The sequence below is a fragment of the Nonomuraea sp. NPDC005501 genome, from assembly GCF_040605905.1.
In the GTDB taxonomy this organism is placed as follows: domain Bacteria; phylum Actinomycetota; class Actinomycetes; order Streptosporangiales; family Streptosporangiaceae; genus Nonomuraea.
On sequence record NZ_JBEXDT010000007.1, the window covers coordinates 1 to 18829 of the forward strand.

15 protein-coding genes are annotated in these 18829 nt (G+C 71.0%); 7 read left to right on the plus strand and 8 right to left on the minus strand.

The features are described 5' to 3' along the window. Positions 1–22 precede the first annotated feature (22 nt). The 6 genes from ABZS51_RS06260 to ABZS51_RS06285 form a co-directional block, all read right to left on the minus strand. Positions 23–346, minus strand: a complete 324-nt coding sequence (locus ABZS51_RS06260) for a hypothetical protein (protein ID WP_310710546.1) — start codon at positions 344–346, stop codon at positions 23–25. A gap of 10 nt (positions 347–356) precedes the next feature. Continuing rightward, positions 357–1034, minus strand: a complete 678-nt coding sequence (locus ABZS51_RS06265) for a uracil-DNA glycosylase (RefSeq protein WP_310710547.1) — start codon at positions 1032–1034, stop codon at positions 357–359. A 121-nt stretch (positions 1035–1155) separates the two neighbouring features. Then, a complete protein-coding gene (locus ABZS51_RS06270; protein WP_310710548.1) occupies positions 1156–2058 on the minus strand; it encodes a carbohydrate ABC transporter permease in 903 nt (300 codons plus the stop codon). Then, entirely contained in the window at positions 2055–3434 is a 1380-nt protein-coding gene (locus ABZS51_RS06275) for an ABC transporter permease subunit (RefSeq protein ID WP_355437035.1), read from the minus strand. Before ABZS51_RS06275 ends, ABZS51_RS06270 begins: the two co-directional genes overlap by 4 nt. A gap of 12 nt (positions 3435–3446) precedes the next feature. Further along, complete coding sequence (locus ABZS51_RS06280) at positions 3447–4769, minus strand: ABC transporter substrate-binding protein (RefSeq protein WP_310710550.1); 1323 nt, start codon at positions 4767–4769, stop codon at positions 3447–3449. 8 nt (positions 4770–4777) lie between these two features. After that, the gene (locus ABZS51_RS06285) at positions 4778–6025 is read right to left on the minus strand and encodes an ABC transporter substrate-binding protein (protein ID WP_355437037.1); all 1248 of its coding nucleotides are present in this window, start codon (positions 6023–6025) and stop codon (positions 4778–4780) included. A gap of 130 nt (positions 6026–6155) precedes the next feature. Here ABZS51_RS06285 and ABZS51_RS06290 point away from each other — a divergent pair, with 130 nt between their 5' ends. From ABZS51_RS06290 to ABZS51_RS06300, 3 genes are read left to right on the plus strand one after another with little or no spacing between them, the layout of a single operon-like run. Continuing rightward, positions 6156–6662 (plus strand): PadR family transcriptional regulator, encoded by a 507-nt coding sequence (locus ABZS51_RS06290; protein WP_175594099.1) that lies wholly within the window; start codon positions 6156–6158, stop codon positions 6660–6662. Then, positions 6659–7387 carry an ABC transporter ATP-binding protein gene (locus ABZS51_RS06295; RefSeq protein WP_310710552.1) on the plus strand — a complete coding sequence of 243 codons (729 nt, stop codon included), beginning with the start codon at positions 6659–6661 and terminating at the stop codon, positions 7385–7387. Before ABZS51_RS06290 ends, ABZS51_RS06295 begins: the two co-directional genes overlap by 4 nt. After that, positions 7384–9735 carry an FtsX-like permease family protein gene (locus tag ABZS51_RS06300; protein ID WP_355437040.1) on the plus strand — a complete coding sequence of 784 codons (2352 nt, stop codon included), beginning with the start codon at positions 7384–7386 and terminating at the stop codon, positions 9733–9735. Before ABZS51_RS06295 ends, ABZS51_RS06300 begins: the two co-directional genes overlap by 4 nt. A gap of 66 nt (positions 9736–9801) precedes the next feature. On the opposite strand, the gene treS is transcribed toward ABZS51_RS06300, so the two are convergent. Together treS and ABZS51_RS06310 are read right to left on the minus strand one after the other, a co-directional pair. Next, complete coding sequence (treS, locus tag ABZS51_RS06305) at positions 9802–11490, minus strand: maltose alpha-D-glucosyltransferase (RefSeq protein ID WP_310710554.1); 1689 nt, start codon at positions 11488–11490, stop codon at positions 9802–9804. A gap of 262 nt (positions 11491–11752) precedes the next feature. After that, on the minus strand, positions 11753–13393 hold the full coding sequence (locus ABZS51_RS06310; protein WP_355437042.1) for an asparagine synthetase B family protein: 1641 nt from the start codon (positions 13391–13393) through the stop codon (positions 11753–11755). A gap of 68 nt (positions 13394–13461) precedes the next feature. Here ABZS51_RS06310 and ABZS51_RS06315 point away from each other — a divergent pair, with 68 nt between their 5' ends. The 4 genes from ABZS51_RS06315 to ABZS51_RS06330 all read left to right on the plus strand — a co-directional run bounded on the left by ABZS51_RS06315 (position 13462) and on the right by ABZS51_RS06330 (position 18765). Beyond that, positions 13462–15309 carry a hypothetical protein gene (locus tag ABZS51_RS06315; RefSeq protein ID WP_355437044.1) on the plus strand — a complete coding sequence of 616 codons (1848 nt, stop codon included), beginning with the start codon at positions 13462–13464 and terminating at the stop codon, positions 15307–15309. A gap of 33 nt (positions 15310–15342) precedes the next feature. Further along, a complete protein-coding gene (locus ABZS51_RS06320; protein ID WP_355437046.1) occupies positions 15343–15975 on the plus strand; it encodes an anticodon-binding protein in 633 nt (210 codons plus the stop codon). 121 nt (positions 15976–16096) lie between these two features. Further along, entirely contained in the window at positions 16097–17479 is a 1383-nt protein-coding gene (lysA, locus tag ABZS51_RS06325) for a diaminopimelate decarboxylase (protein ID WP_310710558.1), read from the plus strand. Next, positions 17476–18765, plus strand: a complete 1290-nt coding sequence (locus ABZS51_RS06330) for a homoserine dehydrogenase (RefSeq protein WP_310710559.1) — start codon at positions 17476–17478, stop codon at positions 18763–18765. The genes lysA and ABZS51_RS06330 overlap by 4 nt, the downstream gene beginning before the upstream one ends. Positions 18766–18829: the final 64 nt, after the last annotated feature.

An 18829-nucleotide genomic window follows, 5' to 3' on the forward strand; every position in this document is an offset into this window, starting at 1 on the left:
GCGCCGTGGCCCCCGCCGCACGTCAGGCGTGCGCATGCTCCTCGTCGCCCTCTTCGTCATCGGGCGCCTCCGACGGCTCGACGCCCAGCATGGCCTCGCGCGGCTCGATCTCGTCGATGTGGTCCACGAGCTGGAGCACGTGGTCGGGCTCGATGAGCCACTGCAACGCCGAGGCGCCGGTCTCGTCGGAGGAGACCAGCTCGGCCTGCTCGGCCCGCTCCTCGTCGGACAGGTCGGCGTCGGGATGCCTGATCTCGGCAAGCGCGGCGGCCTGCAATGCGTTGACGTCGAGCACCTCGACGGTCAGCTCGACCGTCAGGCGCAGGAATTTCTCGTTATCGCTCATGGCGACGATGCTAGGGCAGCTTCCACTCGACCGGGGTCGCGCCTTGCTGGATGAGCAGCTCATTGGCCCGGCTGAACGGCCGCGACCCGAAGAAGCCGTTGCGCGCCGACAGCGGCGAGGGGTGGGCGGACTCGATGCGCGGCACCCCGCCGAGCATGGGCGCGAGGTTGCGGGCGTCGCGGCCCCACAGGATGGCGACGAGCGGCTTGTCGCGGGCCACGAGCGCGCGGATGGCCTGCTCGGTGACCTCCTCCCAGCCCTTGCCGCGGTGGGAGGCGGGCTTGCCCGGCATCACGGTGAGCACCCTGTTGAGCAGCAGCACGCCCTGGTCCGCCCACGGGGTCAGGTCGCCGTTGGCGGGGCGCGGGAGCCCGAGGTCGGACTCCATCTCCTTGTAGATGTTGAGGAGACTGCCGGGGATGGGCCGCACGTCGGCGGCGACGGAGAAGGACAGCCCGATGGGGTGCCCGGGCGTGGGGTAGGGGTCCTGCCCGACGATCAGCACCTTGACCTCGTCGAAGGGCTGGCTGAAGGCGCGCAGTACGTGGGCCCCGGCGGGGAGGTACTGCCTGCCTTCGGCGATCTCGTTGCGCAGGAACTCGCCCATGTGGGCGATCCGCTCGGAAACGGGCTCCAGTGCCTGGGCCCATCCGGCTTCGACGACTTCGTTCAGGGGACGACCGGCCATGGCCGATCAGCCTATCGAGGTGCGGGACGGCCCCGTGCCCGATTCGGGTGTTCCGGCCGTACCGGAATGATCACAGAGCGGCGCCCGCCCCCGGCGTGGGGGAGCGGGCGCCCGGTGGCGGCTACTTGACGGAGCCGGCCATCATGCCCTGGACGAAGTACCGCTGGAAGGAGAAGAACAGCACCAGCGGGATGATCAGCGAGAGGAACGCGCCCGAGGAGAGGATGTCCACGTTCGACCCGAACTGCCGCATCTGCGACTGGAGTGCCTTGGTCATCGGCTGGCTTTCGGTGTTGGCGAAGACCAGCGCGATGAGCATGTCGTTCCACACCCACAGGAACTGGAAGATGCCCAGCGAGGCGATCGCCGGCTTGCCCAGCGGGAACACCACCGAGACGAAGATCTTCCACTCCGGCGCGCCGTCCATCCGCGCGGCCTCCAGCAGCGAGGCCGGGATGCCGACGAAGAAGTTGCGCAGCAGGAAGATGGCGAACGGCAGGCCGAACGCCGTGTGGAACAGGACCACGCCGGGGATCGTGCCGAAGATCCCCATGCCGCCGTACATGGCGGCGACCGGGATCAGCGCGATCTGGATCGGCACGATGAGCAGGCCCACCACGACGAGGAACAGCGTGTCGCGGCCCTTGAACTCCATCCACGCGAAGGCGTAGGCGGCCATGGCGGCGATGCCGATCACGAGGATCGTGGTCGGCACCGTGATCGCCACGGTGTTCCAGAACGAGGTGGTGAAGCCGCTGGCCAGCAGGCTGCTGTAGCTCTTGAAGGTCAGCTCGGCGGGCTTGGTGAAGATCGTCCACCAGCCCTCGGCGTTGTTGACGTCCACCGTGCGCAGCGAGACGACGAACAGGCCGAGCGTGGGTACCAGCCAGAACAGGCCGAGCAGCACCATGATGACCTGCACCGCGCCGCTGCCGAGGCGGTCGACGATGCGGCTGGCGAGGCCCCTGCGGGGAGCGCCGGCCTCCAGTCCGGCGGGAGCGGCCGTGGCTGTCGCGGTCGTCATGCGTTCTCCCTCTTGAACCTGCGGACATTCATGATCATGAACGGCAGGACCAGAATGAGCAGGAAGATCGCCAGCGCGCTGCCGAGCCCCTGGTTGTTGCCGCCGCCGAAGGCCACCCGCCACATCTCCAGTGCGACCACGTTCGCCTGTGGCTGTACCGAGGACGGCGCGATGATGAAGACGAGGTCGAAGACCTTCAGGGTATTGATGATCATGGTGACGAAGACGACGAGCAGCACCGGCGAGAGCAGCGGCACCGTGATCCGGCGGAACACCTGCCACTCCGTCGCCCCGTCGATGCGGGCCGCCTCCAGCGCGTCACGCGGGATGGCCGCCAGGCCCGCCGCGATCAGCACCATCGCGAACCCGGCCCACACCCAGACGAACGCGCCGATGATCGCCGGCGTGATGAGCGTCGGGCCGAGCCAGGTCAGGCCGTTGTAGGCGGCCTTGAAGTTGTCCTGTGGCAGCCGTACGACGTAGGAGCCGGCGGGCAGGCCGTCGAAGCGGAACGAGCCGTCCTCGGCCGTCGTGGCGGTTCCGGCCACCTGGCCGTCCTTGACCGCCTCCACGGTCATGCCGGGCAGGCCCTTCTCGCCCGAGTCCACCTGGTTGGGGGCACCGCCCCCTCCTGGGGTGAAGTCGAACCACACGGTGCCGGTCAGGCCGCTGCCACCCGTGGGCGCCTTGGCGGCCAGGGCGTTCTCCGGCATGACCGCCGGCTTGACGCCCACGATCGGGATCAGCACCGGCTGTCCCGCCTGAACGGGCTGCGTGGTGACGACCGCGCCGTCCTTCGTGGCCACCGGCGACTCGCCGCCCTCGCGGGCCCGCGCCTCCGGGTAGCCCTGCGAGGAGGAGAACGTGTCGTGCACGGTGGTGAGGATGGCGTTGGCCACGCCCTTGCCCGGGTCCTCGTCGTACACGAGGCGGAAGATCACGCCGGCGGCCATCAGCGAGACGGCCATCGGCATGAACACGATCAGCTTGAACGCCGTCGACCATCTGATCCGCTCGGTGAGCACCGCGAAGATCAGGCCCAGGGTGGTGACGACGATCGGCGCCACGACGACCCAGATCAGGTTGTTCCTGATCGTCGTGAGCATCCCCTGGTCGCTGAAGATGGTGGCGTAGTTCCCCAGGCCCACGAACCCCGTGCCCGAGGCGTCGAAGAGGCTGCGGAACAGCGAGTAGACGATGGGATAGACCACCCAGACGCCCAGCAGCACCGCTGCCGGGAGAAGGAAGGCGATGGCGACCGCCGGCGAGGGGCCGAGGCGTAGTGAGGTGCGGGGGGTATCAGCCGGTCCGGGTGCGCTGCCGCGCGAGGACTTCTCCTCGCGCGGTGCTGCCGGGCCGTCCAACCGTTCGGTCACGGCCATACCTCTTTACTTCCAGGCCTTCTTGGCCTCAGCCTCGAGGGCGCTCTGCGCGCCCTTCACGTCGGTGGGCTTGCGCAGGAAGTCCTGAAGGATCTTCCACTCGCCCTTGCCGTCGGTGCCGCCGAAGGCGCTCGGCGCGAGGTCCGACATGTCGTAGCGGACGGTGTCGCCGGCCGAGACGATCGTCTGGCCGAGCTGCTTGGTCAGCGGGTCGGGGTAGTTGTCGGGGGAGACGTTCTTGTTCGGCGACAGGTAGCCGGGCAGCTTGGCCCAGATCTCGCCGCCCTCCTTGGAGGCGAGGAACTCGAGCAGCGCCATGGCGCCGGGGGAGTCCTTCATCGCGACCGCGACGTCGCCGCCGAGAATGACGGGGGCGGTGTCACCGACCTTCGGGAACGGGATGGCCTTGGCGTCCTCGCCCACCTTGGCCTTGGCCTGGACGACGGAGGTGGCCACGAAGTCGGCCTCGATCACCATGGCGGACTTCTTGGTGGCGAAGACCTTGTTGGCGCAGGTCGGGAAGTCCGTCTGCAGGGTGCCGGACGTTCCGTCGACCATGTACTCCTGCTTGCCGGCGATCTGCGCGATCTTCTCCAGCGCGGTGGCCACGCTCGGGTCGGTCCACGGGATCTCGTGCTTGGAGAGCTGGTCGTACTTCTCGGGGCCGGCCGTCGACAGGTAGACGTTCTCGAACAGGTCGGTCAGGGTCCAGGCCGACGCGCCGCAGAGGGAGAACGGCGCGGTGCCGGAGTCGGCGATCGTCTGAGCGGCCTTCATCAGCTCGTCCCAGGTGGTGGGCGGCTGGACGCCGGCGTCGTCGAACGCCTGCGTGCGGTACCACACCAGCGACTTGTGAGCCGCCTTGATCAGCACGCCGTACACCTTGCCGTCGGCGGAGCCCAGCTCCTTCCAGTACGGCGTGTAGTTGGCGTCGATCTCCTTGGAGACCGCGTCCGTCAGCGGCTTGAGCGCGCCCTGCTTGGCGTACTGCTGCACCAGGCCGGGCTGCGGCAGGATGGCCACGTCGGGCGGGCTGCCGCCCTGGATGCGCGGGCCGAGGTAGGCGCCGGTGTCCTCGCCGGTGGAGGCGTAGGTCACCTTGGCGCCGGTCTTGGCGGAGAAGGCCTTGAGCACCTGCTCGAAGTTCTTCTGCTCGTCACCGGTCCACTTGGCGGCGACCTCCAGCTTGACCCCTTCGAGGGTCTTCGCGCCGCCGGCGGCGCTCGCCGAACTCGACGCCGTGGGCTCCGACGCCGTCGGCGCGTTGCCGCAGGCGGCGACGGCTACGGCGAGCCCTGCCAGGATGACTGCTGCTCTGGCTTTTGCCATGACTTCCCTCACTGGGTTCTGATGATCTCTTCGAGTTCGGATCTCATGGAGTCCGCGACGTCGTCGGCGGACTCGTCGTAAGGAGGGCTGAGCGCTTTGGCGACCGAACTGGCGATCACCAGGCTCAGCTGGTTGTAGGTGGCGCTCGCCGGCCGGAGCTTGGCGGCGAGGATGCTCTCCTTGAGCACGGGCAGGTACGGGTAGCGCCTGATCAGCTCCGGATCGTCGTACAGCTCGGTCCACACCGGCGGGAAGGATCCCTCGGTGAGGACCCGGCGCTCGTTGTCCAGGCCCGTGAAGTAGCGGATGAACTCCTGTGCGGTCTGCTGGTGCTTGGACGAGGCGCTGACGGCCAGGTTGGTGCCGCCGAGCGTGCTGGAGCCCGGCCCGTCCAGACCAGGCAGGCGCGTGACGCCGACCTTGGAGCCGAGCTTCGCCCTGGCCGGCCCGTAGGCGTGCGGCCAGTTGCGGGCGAAGGCGAGCCGGCCGTCCTGGAAGGCCAGCCGCGTCTCCTCCTCCTTGTAGGTCAGTGACTCCTTGGGGATCCAGCCCTCGCGCAGCCCCCGCTGAAGGAACTTCAGCGTGGTGCTCGCCTTGGCCGGGTCCAGGGCCACCTTCGTGCCGTCCGGGCTGACGATCTGCCCGCCGGCCGACTGGAGGGCCTCGATGAAGTTGACGGTCAGCCCCTCATAGGCGAGGAACTGGCCGGCATAACCCTCTATGTCGAGCTTTTTTCTGACCTCTTGTGCGTGCTCGCGAAGCTCCGCCCAGGTTCTCGGCGGCTTCTTCACGAGGTCGGTGCGGTAGTAGAGCAGCCCCGCGTTGGTCGTGTACGGCACGGCCCAGAGCTTGTCCTTGTAGACCGCGGTCTCCACGGCCGTCGGCAGGAACCTGTCGAGCGGGAAGAGCCCGCGCTCCAGGGGGATGATCCAGCCGTTGTCCGCGAACTCCGCGGTCCACACAACATCCAGTCCGAGCACGTCGTACCGGCTGCTGCGGGCCTGGAGGTTGGCCACCATCTGCGCGCGCTGCTCGTCGGCGGCCTCGGGCAGTTCGAGGAGCGTCACCTTCTCGGCCGGGTGGGCCTCGTTCCAGCGATCCAGCAGGGGTTGCAGGTACGCCGTGGTGTCGCGTCCGGTGGCGAACGTGATGGGGCCTGTACCGCCGGTCCCGGTCTCGCCACCGCCCTCGTCGCCCGTCCCGGCACATCCGGCCGCCAGTAGGACGGCCAGGACAAGCGGAACAGAGCGAAGCACCCTGTTACCTCCACGTTTCTCGGGATTACATACGTGTTAGGTAGATGCATTCATGTTATGCACACAGGTAATGTGTCGGTCAACGGATGGCCTAGTAACGCTCACGTAACGCAAGGGAAGGGGGTGAGGCGTGCGGCCTCATCTGCTCGCCCTGCTGGCCAAGGAGCCGGCGCACGGATACGAGCTGAAGCAGGCTCTGGAGCAGACCTTCGGGTCCGCCTACCCCTCCCCCAACATCGGCCAGATATACGTGACGCTCGGCAGGCTGGAGAAGGACGGCCTGGTCAGGGCGGTGGACGTCGAGCAGTCCAACCGGCCGAACAAGAAGGTTTACTATCTGACAGCCAAGGGCCGCGAATCCCTCACCGCCTGGGTCGAGGAGCCCACCGAGGGTCCGCGGGTCCGCGACGAGTTCTTCATGAAGCTCGTCCTCGCCCCGCTCACCGGCATCGCCGACCGCATGGCGCTCATCAGTCGTCAGCGGCGGCACTATCTTTCCCTCATGGCGGATCTCAACGACCTGCTCTCGCGCACCGACCCCCGGGACCGGGTGGCCGGACTGCTCATCGAGGGCGCCATGCTGCACCTCCAGGCCGACCTCGACTGGCTGGAGCGCTGCCAGGAGGATCTGGCATGAGCCCCGTGCTGAAGTCGGTCAACCTGGTCAAGATCTACTCCGGTGGCGCGGTGCCGGTGCCGGCCGTGCGGGGCGTGGATCTGGAGGTCGAGCCGGGCGAGTTCGTCGCGATCATGGGGCCGTCCGGCTCCGGCAAGTCGACGCTCGTCCACATGCTCGGCGGCCTCGACACCCGTACCAGCGGCGAGATCTGGCTCGACGGCCGGCGGGTGGACACCCTCTCGGAGAGCGCCTGGGCGATGCTGCGCCGCAAGAAGGTCGGCTTCGTCTTCCAGTTCTTCAACCTCGTGGCCAACATGACCGTGGCCGACAACGTCGAGCTGCCCGCCCTGCTGGCCGGCGTCTCCCCCAAGGAGGCCCGCGAGCGCCGCGAGAGCCTGCTCGACGCGCTCAACCTCGGCGACCGGGCCGACGCCGCGCCCGCGCAGCTCTCCGGCGGGGAGCAGCAGCGGGTGGCGCTCGCCCGCGCGCTGGCCAACAAGCCCAGCGTGCTGCTGGCCGACGAGCCCACGGGCAACCTCGACAGCCGCAACACCCGTGACGTGCTCCGCCTGCTCGGCGAGGTCCACAAGCAGGGTCAGACCATCGTCATGGTCACCCACGACGCCCGCGTGGCGAGCCTGGCCGACCGCCTGGTGTCGCTGTTCGACGGGCAGATCGTCGACGACGGCCGCATCGCGCGCCGGCGCACCGGAACGGCCCGCGAGGTCATCGACCTGCGATGAGCACCGAGATGACCAGCGGGATGAGCAGCGAGACGGCCAGCGGGATGACCAGCGGGATGAGCAGCGGGATGAGCAGCGGGATGAGCACCGTGCGGGCCGGGAGCCGGTGGATCGCCGCCGACCTGCGGGCCAGGAAGGGCCAGGCGGCGCTGACCGTGCTCCTCGTGGCCGGCATCGTGGCGGCCCTCATCGCCGCCGTCACCCTGCTGGAGGACGGCACCAACCCGTGGCGCAGCCTGTTCGCCCAGACCAACGGCGCCCACGTGTGGCTCTACACCAAGGACAGCCCGCCGGACGGAATCGGGGCCATCGACGGCGTCACCCGCGTCGCCGGGCCGTACCGGTCGGCGCCCGTCACCGTCGCCGGCAACGGCAAGAAGGAGCCGGCGGCACTGCGCGCGCTGCCCTCGGCCGTCGCGCAGGTCGCCCATCCCGTCGTCACCGAGGGCCGGTGGCTCGACCAGTCGCAGGTCGACGGCGTCGTGGTCGAGCGGTCCTTCGCCACCGCGCTGCGCCTGAAGACCGGCTCGCCGCTCACGGTCATCGCGCTCAGCGGCGAGCGCCACACCCTGTACGTGCGCGGCATCGCCGACTCGGCCGAGCAGGGCTTCTACCCCGAATGGACCCCCGGCCTGGCCTGGGTGCTGCCGTCCATGCTGGACCGGATCGAGCCGATGCTGGGCCGCAGCGAGTGGGTGACCGGGCTGCGCCTGTCCGACCCGGAGGCCGCCCAGATCGTCTCGCAGCGCGTCGTCGTCATGCTGGAGGACCAGCTCCAGCGCGTCTACACCTGGCGCGAGGTGCGGGCGGCCATGGAGCTCGACAACCGGCTGCTCGGCACGCTGCTCGCGCTGTTCGGGGTGGTCGGCATGGTCGCCGCCGCGCTCGCCCTGGCCAACGCGGCCGGCGGCCGGGTGCTCGGCCAGCTCCGCGACCTGGCCACGCTCAAGTCGATGGGGTTCACCGGCGGCCAGGTGACGCTGCTGCTGCTGGCCGAGCACGGAGCGCTCGGCCTGCTGGGCATCGGGGTCGGCGCCCTGACCGGCTGGGCGGGCACCGTGGCCGCGCTGGGCACCACCTCCGTCGCGCCTGTGCCGGTGCTCACCATCGTCGGCTGCACCGCGCTCGGGGTGCTGGCCGCCGTCGGGCTGCCCGCCTGGCGCGGCGGACGCACCCCGCCCATCCCCGACGTCCCGGCGGCCCCGCCGCGCGGCCACCTGTCGCGCCTGGCCCGCCTGGCCCTGCTCGTACGGCTGCCGCCCGCCCTGATCCTCGGCACCCGCGACGCCTTCACCCGGCGGCTGCCCGCGTTCCTGACCGCGTTCGGGCTGGCCGTGCCGATGATGATGATCACGATCGGGCTGGGCGTCTGGTCCACCCTCGACAACTTCCTCAGCCATCCCGAGCAGGTCGGCCAGCACGCCTCCCTGTACGTGCGCCCCGGCAAGCTGGAGGCGGCCGAGGCGCAGCGCATCGCGGCCGGCGACCCCGGCGTGAGCGCCCTCTACCCGGGCACCGACGTCAACGCCCTGGCCCCCGGCGAGGCCCGCTCCGTGCGGGTGCGGGCCCTGGGCACCACCGCCGAGCCGTACCCGTTCCCGGTGGTCGAGGGCCGCACGTTCACCCAGCCGGGCGAGGCCGTGGCCGGGCAGGGGCTGCTCGACCTGCTGGGCGTCCGGATCGGCGACCGCGTGCGGCTGACCGTGGGCGGCTCGCCGCTCATCGTGCGCATCGTGGGCCGCGCCCTGGAGCCGGACCTCGACGGCGAGGTGCTGTCCGTGGGGATCGACACCCTGGCGGCCAAGGACTCGGTGCCGCCGGAGTACTACGCGCTGGCGCTGCGTCCCGGCGCCGACCCGGCCGAGGTGCGGGCCAGGCTGCTGGCCGAGTCGGGGGAGAGCCTGGACGTGCAGCGGGTGGTCAACCCGGCCGACCGGCTGTCGGTCATCCGGGTGGTGATCGTGGCTCTGATCGCCGTCCTGGCGCTGATCGGCCTGGCCAACCTGCTCACAGCCAGCGCGCTCGGCCTGCGCGACCACGCCTTCGACCTGGCCGTGCTCAAGGCCATGGGGCTGACGCCACGGCAGGTGATGGCCACGCTCGTCACCGGCACGGGCCTGCTCGTCGTGGTGGGCGTGGCGGTCGGCGCGGCGGCCGGGATGTCGGTGGTGACGGGCCTGATCGATCTGCAGGGGCACACGAGCGGGGTGGGGGCCGGCATCGGCCGCTCGCCGTCGCCGCTGACGATGACGCTGGCCGTGCTCATGGCCGTGGGGGCGTCGCTCGCGGTGGCGCTCATCCCGGCCAGGCGGGCCGCACGCGCGCAGGTGCCGGTCGCCACACGGTGACCGGCACCTGTCCCCTCCTCGCGTCCCTGAGCGCCGCTGGCGGCCTTTCAGGGCGAAACGGGTAGGTCAGCCCTTCAGAGCGAACCAGTAGAAACCGTGACCCGGCAGGGTCAGGGTGTACGACGACTCGCCGATCAGCGGGAACGACACCCCGCCCCGCGCCTCGACCGGCGTCTTCCCGGCGAAGCGGCGCAGGTCCAGCTCCACCGGCTGCGGGAACTTCGACAGGTTGTTCACGCACAGCATCACGTCGTCGCCCTCCTCACGCACGAACGTCAGGACGCACGTGTTGGAGGACCACATCTCGGTGTACGCGCCGGTGCCGAACACGGGGTGCTCGCGCCGGATCTCCAGCATGCGCTGCGTGAAGTGGAGCAGCGAGCCGGGGTTGCGCAGCTGCGCCTCGACGTTGACCGCCTGGTAGCCGTAGATCGGGTCCATGACGGCCGGCAGGTAGAGGCGCCCGGGGTCGGCCGAGGAGAACCCGGCGTTGCGGTCGGGACTCCACTGCATCGGCGTGCGGACCGCGTCACGGTCCTCCAGCCAGATGTTGTCGCCCATGCCGATCTCGTCCCCGTAGTACATGACGGGCGAGCCGGGCAGGCTCAGCAGCAGCGCCGTGAACAGCTCGATGCGGTCGCGGTCGTTGTCGAGCAGCGGCGCGAGCCGGCGGCGGATGCCGAGGTAGGCCCGCATGCGCGGGTCCTTGGCGTACTCCGCGTGCATGTAGTCACGCTCCTCCTCCGACACCGTCTCGAGCGTCAGCTCGTCGTGGTTGCGGAGGAAGATGCCCCACTGCGCCTTGTCCGGCAGCTTCGGCGTGCGCGACATGATCTCGGAGATCGGCTCGCGCGTCTCCTTCTTGACCGACATGTAGATGCGCGGCATCAGCGGGAAGTGGAAGGCCATGTGGCACTCGTCGCCGCCCGTGGTGGGGTCGCCGAAGTACTCGACGACGTCCTCGGGCCAGCCGTTGGCCTCGGCCAGCAGCACCCGGTCGGGGTAGAGGCGGTCCACCTCGGCGCGGATCTTCTTCAGGTACGCGTGCGTCTCCGGCAGGCCGGAGCACGCGGTGCCCTCCCGCTCGAACAGGTACGGCACGGCGTCCAGGCGGAAGCCGTCGATGCCGAGGTCAAGCCAGAACCTCAGGACCTCGATCATGGCTTCCTGCACGGCCGGGTTGTCGTAGTTGAGGTCCGGCTGGTGGTGGAAGAAGCGGTGCCAGTAGTACTGCTTGCGCACGGGGTCGTAGGTCCAGTTGGACTCCTCGGCCCCGATGAAGATGATCGGCGCGTCCGGGTAGCCGGTCGGCTCGTCGGCCCAGACGTAGAAGTCGCCGTAGGGGCCTTCGGGGTCGTGCCGGGATGCCTGGAACCACGGATGCCGATCGCTCGTGTGGTTCATCACGAGGTCGGTGATGATGCGCAGGCCACGCTCGTGGGCCGACTCGATGAGCTGGACGAAGTCCCCGAGATCCCCGAAGTCGGGCAGGATCTTCATGTAGTCGGAGATGTCGTACCCGCCGTCACGCAGCGGTGACTCGTACAGCGGCAACAGCCACAGGCAGTCGACGCCGAGCCATTCGAGATATTCCAGCTTCTCGATGAGACCGCGAAGGTCTCCGGTGCCGTCGCCGTTGGAGTCCTTGAACCCCCGGACGAGAACCTCGTAGAACACCGCCCGCTTGTACCAGGAGGGATCCTCCGAGACGAAGGTCTCGGAAACTGGCTCCGGCGATGGGGATGCGTTGATCATGTGTCGCTCACAGAAGGAGATGTGGGCAGGACGGAGTCACCGGTTCCCCGGCGTTGTTATCTGGTGACCGCGCCGCCTGAGGTCGTCATCCCTGCGAACCTCATGCCCTTGACGGGACCGGATTTGTGATCCGGTGCCCGCTTGATGCGGCGCTTACGGGCCGAACACTACCAGCCCGAGGGCTTTCCGGAACCCCGGTTGTGCCGTGATCTCGTCGTACCCAGGAGATCCATATGTAATCGTCCTGTTACCGTGAGTTCATCTAGAAGGGCGGGGCGAGCTCGCCGAGATCGTTCTCGAAGTCGTTCAACCACAGGCCGAGCAGCACCAGCCCGCGCACCCAGAACCTGTCGTTCCAGCCGCCGAAGCGCGTGAGCGCGTCCGGGCCGCCCCACACGACCTCGTGCATCTGCTCCGACAACAGGGCCGGAACCCGCTCGGCGACCGTCTGCAGCATGCCGTGCGCGTACGCGCGCGCGGGCGCGGCGGTGGAGCGCAGCGGAACCCGCCGCAGCGGCTGCTTGACCACGTTCGTGGACGGCAGCGCGGCCACGCGCGGGTCGGCCGCGTGCAGCAGCTCGCGGTAGAAGCGGCCCTTGTCCTTGCGGGCCACGCCGACCGACAGCGCCGCGTCGAAGAAGTCCGGGTGGACGAACGGGGCCGCGAACGACGCCTCCGGCCCCACCAGGTTGACCGCGGAACGCGCGATGCCCCGCACGGTCCGCGTGTGCAGCACCGACAGGGGCAGCTCCGCCCGGTGCCCGTGGAACATCGAGGTGGCCGCGGCGAACTGCTCCCCGACCGCCTCCTCGATCCACTCGCGCGCCCCCGGCGACAGGAACGGCTGCGACGGCTCGCCCAGGCTCAGCGACCGCAGCACCGCCGCCGACCGCTCGGCCTGCGACGTGGCCTCCAGCGCGGCGCCGCTGACCATGAAGTTCTTCAGCAGCGGGCCGCCCGCCAGGCCGTCGACCAGCACCCGGCCGGCTCCGTGGACCTCCTTGGCGAACGGCGCGTACCAGGCGTGGTGCGGCGTCAGGTACTCCAGCCGGCGCGCCACCTCACGGGCGTCGCCCGGGTACGCGGCGGCGTCCTGCGTGATCACCCGGTGCGGGACGCGCAGCTCCCGCGTGATGGCCCGCGCGAACGCGATGTCGGTGTCGGTGCCGTCGTCGGGGCTCGTCGTCCACGACTCCACGTCGGCGCCCCGGGCCACGGCCACCGCGCACAGCAGCCGCGAGTCGTAGCCGCCGCTGACCGGCACGAGCAGCCTGCGCCCCTCGTAGTCCTTGTAGACCTCGTGCAGGATCTCCAGCAGCTCGCCGGCGCTGATCCACGTCTCGTACGGCTCGCCGCGCAGCCAGCGCGGCAGCCGCCGCTCGGTGGCCAGCCGGTCCTGGTCGTGGACCAGCGCGCCCGAGCCCGGCAGCCGCCTGACCCCGGCGAACGGCGTCGCCTCGCCCAGGGGGAACGTCACCTGGAGGATCGACGCCCACGCCGCCCAGTCGATCTCCACCGGCACCAGCGCCAGCAGCGGCTGGATCAGCGACGAGAAGTAGACGGCCTCGCCCAGCCGCACGTAGTAGACGTCGACCAGGCCCAGCGCGCCGGCGTGCAGGGTGACCCGCTCGCCCTCGCCGATCAGCCCCGGCGTCTCGTACGTCTCCGCCACCGTCATCCAGCCGCCCTCCAGCGAGCCGGACGGCCTGCGCTCGCCCCAGGCGAACGCGAACGAGCCCTCCGCCCGGTGGTACGGCGGCAGCGGGGCCGAGCTGAACAGCGCGGCGCCGGGCGTCTGCAGGGCGGGGCGCACCCGTGGCCCGGCGCCCGTGAGCTTGCCCAGCACGACGGGGTCGATCCGGCCGAGAGCGCCGCAGACGTAGGGCCGCACGTTGAACTGCACCGGATCTCATCCCTTCGAGACGCTTCCGCAGAAGAGTATCCTTTGCCGGGCTGGCGAACGGAGGTCTGGTGAGCACGGAGCTGGAGAGCACGAGGCGCGCGCTGCGTGACGCGATCGCGCAGGCGGAGCACGCGGCCGAGCTGGCCCGGCTGCTCGACGCCGCCCAGGCGCGCCTGGCCGAGGCCGAGCGGAGCACCGAGGAGGCCAAGGCGCTCGCCGAGCGGCTGGCCGAGGCCGAGGAGCTGCTGGAGGACGAGCGCGCCGCCGCCGAGAAGCTCCGCAAGGACCTGGCCGAGCAGCGCTACCAGGCCGAGGTCGCCAACTGGAAGCTGTCCTCCATCAAGGTCGCCCGCTGGAACCGCCTCGGTGACGCCATCCGGAGCGGCAAGAGCAACCCCGTGCTGCTGGCCAAGGGACTCAAGGGCGCCGCCAAGCCGGTCAAGCGGCCCAGCGCGCCCAAGCGCCGGCCCGTCGCCGTCCAGCGGGCCAAGGACGAGCGGCCGGGCGCCGCCTATCAGGCCACCACCTCCACGCGGACGCTCGGCGGCCACTCCTTCAAGCTCAAGCCGTACCGGATCCCCACCGGCCCCAACACGCGGCCCCACCTCACGGCGGCGGTCGTCGCCGACCCGCACGCCGAGGCGCTGCTGCGCTACGAGTGGCGGCAGACGACCGGCTTCACCCCGCGCGACTTCGCCAGGGTCCTGCCGCAGGAGGTCCCGCACCTGCTCGTCGTGGAGTCCGTCAGGAGCGGGCCGTGGGCCGAGGAGATCACCGGTGAGCCCGGCGACGGGCTGCGCGCGCTGCTCGCCTGGTGCGCCGAGCGGGGCATCCGCACGGTGTTCTGGCACACGGGCGGCGACGTGGCCCCCTACCGCGCCGCGGCCGGACTGTTCGAGCACCGCTTCAGCACCGACCCCGCCACCGGGTGGCCGCGCCTGTCCTTCGGCGTCCAGCCGCGCGTGCACAACCCCGTCCCGCTCTCCGGCGGGCGCATCGACCGGGTGCTCACCCTGGACCAGCTCCTTCCGGGCCACCTCACCTACCCCGACGTGCTCACCTCCTACCGCTGGCCCGCGGCCGTCGACTGCCCGCCCGGCACCCCGCCGTGGCGGCTCGCGGAGCTCGCCGCCTGCGGCACGCCGATCGGCGACGAGCCCGACTCGCGGCGCGCGCACGCCGCCCTGCGCCGCGCCTACGACGGCGGCACGATGACCGAGCGGATCGACGACCTGCTGGAGGCGATCGGCCTGCCCAGCGCCCGCGCGACGCTGGAGGTGTCGCTGCTGCTGCCGGTCCTCGACCGCTTCCTGCTGGAGCACGCGCTCGCCCAGGTCGCCCGGCAGTCGGTACGGCCCGCCCAGCTCATCGTGTTCGGGCCGCCCGAGGCCGAGCAGCGGGCCCGCGACGTCATGCCCGGCACCGAGGTGCTCTTCCGCCACCTCGACCCGTCGCTGTCCGCCGGGGCCATGCTCGGCCGCGGCCTCGACCTGTGCGAGGCCGACCTGGTGGGCGTCATGGACCCGCGCGACGTCTACGGCATCCACTACCTGGCCGACCTGCGCCGCGCCTTCCTGTTCAGCACCGCCGACATCGTCGGCAAGGCCGCCTACTACGCCCACCTGCGCAAGCCCCAGGCCACGCTGCTCAAGCGGCCCGAGGCCGAGTACTCCTACCTGCCGGAGGTGGCCGGGGCCACACTGCTGGCCCGCCGCAACACCCTGCGCCAGCTCGGCTTCGCCGACCTCACGGAAGGCTGGGACGACGTCCTCATGCGCCAGTGCCGGGCCGACGGGGTCAAGGTGTTCTCCGCCGACCGGTTCGGTTACGTCCGCGTGCGCGACGAGGACCGCTGGCTGCTGGGCGCGGCCCACCTGGTGGAGTACGGCTCCGCCGAGCCGCACGCGCTCATCTGAGCGGTGTCCTTCGGGGGTCGTAGGGTCGGTGGCATGACGCCCGAGCAGCGGGTCGCCGAGGTGCTGGGGGAGGCGCCGGCCCCCGAGGGGACGTGGGAGCGCGAGGCCGCCTACCTGTCGGCCGCCGCCCGGCGGCTCGGTGTGCCCGCCGCCGGGCTGGCCGCGCGGGTGCGGGCCGTCGCCGGGGTGGCCGCGGTGGAAGAGCGCCCGAACGGGTTCCTGCGGATCACCGTCGAGGTCCCCGGGGCGCTGGTCGAGACCGTGCGGCCGTTGTCCCTGCCCGACCCGTGGCCCGACTTCCCGCGTACCTGGGACAACCCCGGCTTCGCTGTGCGCTACGCCCACGCGCGGGCCGCGGCGGTGCGGCGCTGGGCACGTGACCTCGGCGTACCGGAGGAGGGGTTCCGGCCGGAGCTGCTGGACGGCCCGCGCGACCGGGCGGTGCTGCGGGTGCTCGCAGAGCTGCCGGGCCGGCTGGCCAGGCCCGCGCGGGGCGCGTCCTTCTGGGCGTCCTACGCGGTGCGGCTGGCGACGGCGTACCACGACGCGCACGAGCTGGCCCCGGCCGTTCCGGTGGGGGACGAGGCGCCGTCGCCGCTGCACACGGCCCGGGTGCGGCTGGCGCGGGCCGTGGAGGACGTCCTGCCGGGACCCGACCGCCTATGATCCAGAAAATATCCGGCCAAAAGGCGAAAAGTCGTAAAAATATCCCTTCTGAGGGTTGATCGCGTCTCGATACGTGGTCAACGGGTCCTGGTGGTTGGACTGTTCCGATAGCCTCGATCGGGTGAGTCGATTCGCCCATCCCGCAGGGGACCGGCACGCCGAGATGCTGCCGCACGAGCGCCCGCCGCTCCCGCCCGCCGACCTCAACCGGATCAACCCCGCGATCTGGCCCCGAACGTCGGGCCGGACCGATGGCGCGCTCACGATCGGTCACGTCGACGTCCGCGACCTCGCCCGCGAGCACGGCACGCCGCTGTTCGTCCTCGATGAGCACGACGTCCGCTCGCGCATGCGCGACTACGTCACCGCCTTCGCCGGCTCCGACGTCCACTACGCCGGCAAGGCGTTCCTCTGCAAGGAGATCGTCCGCTGGCTCGACGACGAGGGCCTCGGCCTCGACGTCGCCAGCGGCGGCGAGCTGGCCGTGGCGCTCAGCGTCGGCTTCCCGCCCGAGCGCATCACCATGCACGGCAACAACAAGTCCGTCGCCGAGCTGACCCGCGCCCTGGAGGTCGGCGTCGGCCGCATCGTGGTCGACTCCTTCGAGGAGATCGCCAGGCTCGGCCACCTCGCCGCCGAGCACGGCAAGCGGCCCAAGGTGATGATCCGCGTCACCACCGGCGTCGAGGCGCACACCCACGAGTTCATCGCCACGGCCCACGACGACCAGAAGTTCGGCCTGTCGCTCAGCGCCGGCGCCGCCGCCGAGGCCGTGCGCCGCATCCTCGCGCTGCCGTCCCTGGAGCTCGTCGGCCTCCACTCGCACATCGGCTCGCAGATCGTCGACACGGCCGGCTTCGAGGTGGCCGCCCGTCGCCTGGCCGGGCTGCTCGTGCAGATCAAGGACGAGCACGGCGTGGTCCTGCCCGAGCTCGACCTCGGCGGCGGCTACGGCATCGCGTACGTCGACGAGGACGAGGCCCCCGACGTCAAGGAGATCGCCGACGGCCTGCGCGAGATCGTCGCCAAGGAGTGCACGGGCGCCGGCCTGCCGGTGCCCCGCCTCACCGTGGAGCCCGGCCGCGCGATCGTCGGCCCCGGCGGCGTCACCCTCTACGAGGTCGGCACCGTCAAGGACGTCGAGGGCCTGCGCACGTACGTGAGCATCGACGGCGGCATGAGCGACAACATCCGCACCGCCCTGTACGGCGCCGACTACGCGGTCACGCTCGCCAGCCGGGACAGCACGGCCGAGCCCATGCTCAGCCGCGTCGTCGGCAAGCACTGCGAGAGCGGCGACATCATCGTCCGCGACTGCTTCCTGCCGTCCGACCTCGCCCCCGGCGACCTGCTGGCCGTCGGCGCGACCGGCGCCTACTGCCGCTCGCTGGCGAGCAACTACAACTACCTGCCCAGGCCCGCCGTGGTCGCCGTCGCCGACGGCGAGGCCCGCGTGATCGTGCGGGGCGAGACCGAGGACGACCTGTTGAGGGGGCAGCTGTGAAACCGCTGAAGGTCGCGTTGCTGGGCTGCGGCGTCGTCGGCTCGCAGGTCATCCGGCTCCTGCACGAGCAGGACGGCGACCTGACCGCCCGCGTCGGCGCCCCGCTGGAGCTGGCCGGGGTGGCCGTGCGCCGCCTGGGCCGCAAGCGCGACGTCGAGGTCGCCCCGGAGCTGCTCACCACCGACGCCGAGGCGCTCGTCACCCGCGACGACATCGACATCGTGGTCGAGGTCATCGGCGGCATCGAGCCGGCCCGCTCGCTCATCGTGGCGGCGCTGAGCCGGGGCAAGTCCGTCGTCACCGCCAACAAGGCGCTGCTCGCCGAGGACGGCGCCACCCTGCACGAGGCCGCCCGCGCCGGCAACGGCGACCTGTACTTCGAGGCCAGCGTCGCCGGGGCCATCCCGCTGCTGCGCCCGCTGCGCGAGTCGCTGGCCGGCGACCGGGTGCGGCGCGTGCTCGGCATCGTCAACGGCACGACCAACTACATCCTCGACAAGATGGACTCCACCGGCGCGTCCTTCACCGACGCCCTGGAGGAGGCCCAGACGCTCGGCTACGCCGAGGCCGACCCCACGGCCGACGTCGAGGGCTTCGACGCCGCCGCCAAGGCCGCCATCCTCGCCGGGCTCGCCTTCCACAGCCGGGTGACGGCCGCCGACGTCCACCGCGAGGGCATCACCGAGATCACCGCCACGGACGTGGCCTCGGCCAAGGCCATGGGGTACGTCATCAAGCTGCTGGCCATCTGCGCCCGCTCCGACGACGGCCGCTCCGTCGGCGTGCGGGTCCACCCGGCCATGATCCCGAGGTCCCACCCGCTGGCCGGGGTGCGTGAGGCGTACAACGCGGTGTTCGTGGAGGCCGAGTCGGCGGGACAGCTCATGTTCTACGGCAAGGGCGCGGGCGGCGCGCCGACGGCCTCGGCCGTGCTCGGCGACCTGGTCGCCGTGGCCCGCAACCGCCTGGCCGGCACCCGGGGCCCCGAGGAGTCCACGTACGCCTCGCTGAGCGTCCACCCGATGGGCGAGACGGTCACGCGCTGCCACGTGGCACTGGACGTCGCCGACAAGCCGGGCGTGCTGGCGCGCGTCGCGGAGCTGTTCTCGGCGCACGACGTCTCGATCCAGACCGTACGCCAGGAGGGCCACGGCGACGACGCCCAGCTTGTCATCGTCACCCACCGCGCCACGGACGCCGCGCTGACGGCGACCATGGAGGGGCTGCGCGACCTGGACATCGTCCGCGCGGTGGCCAGCGTGATGCGCGTGGAGGGCGACGAGTAGCCCGGTCGGTGGGCACGGGCTTCAGGCGGGCTGTGACAGCGGGGGAGCCGGGCTCCCCCACGAT

Coding starts and splice junctions, on each gene's coding strand:
- ABZS51_RS06260 (WP_310710546.1), bottom strand. CDS start 346: ATGAGCGATAACGAGAAATTCCTGCGCCTGACGGTCGAGCTGACCGTC.
- ABZS51_RS06265 (WP_310710547.1), bottom strand. CDS start 1,034: ATGGCCGGTCGTCCCCTGAACGAAGTCGTCGAAGCCGGATGGGCCCAG.
- ABZS51_RS06270 (WP_310710548.1), bottom strand. CDS start 2,058: ATGACGACCGCGACAGCCACGGCCGCTCCCGCCGGACTGGAGGCCGGC.
- ABZS51_RS06280 (WP_310710550.1), bottom strand. CDS start 4,769: ATGGCAAAAGCCAGAGCAGCAGTCATCCTGGCAGGGCTCGCCGTAGCC.
- ABZS51_RS06295 (WP_310710552.1), top strand. CDS start 6,659: ATGAGCCCCGTGCTGAAGTCGGTCAACCTGGTCAAGATCTACTCCGGT.
- ABZS51_RS06300 (WP_355437040.1), top strand. CDS start 7,384: ATGAGCACCGAGATGACCAGCGGGATGAGCAGCGAGACGGCCAGCGGG.
- treS (WP_310710554.1), bottom strand. CDS start 11,490: ATGATCAACGCATCCCCATCGCCGGAGCCAGTTTCCGAGACCTTCGTC.
- ABZS51_RS06320 (WP_355437046.1), top strand. CDS start 15,343: ATGACGCCCGAGCAGCGGGTCGCCGAGGTGCTGGGGGAGGCGCCGGCC.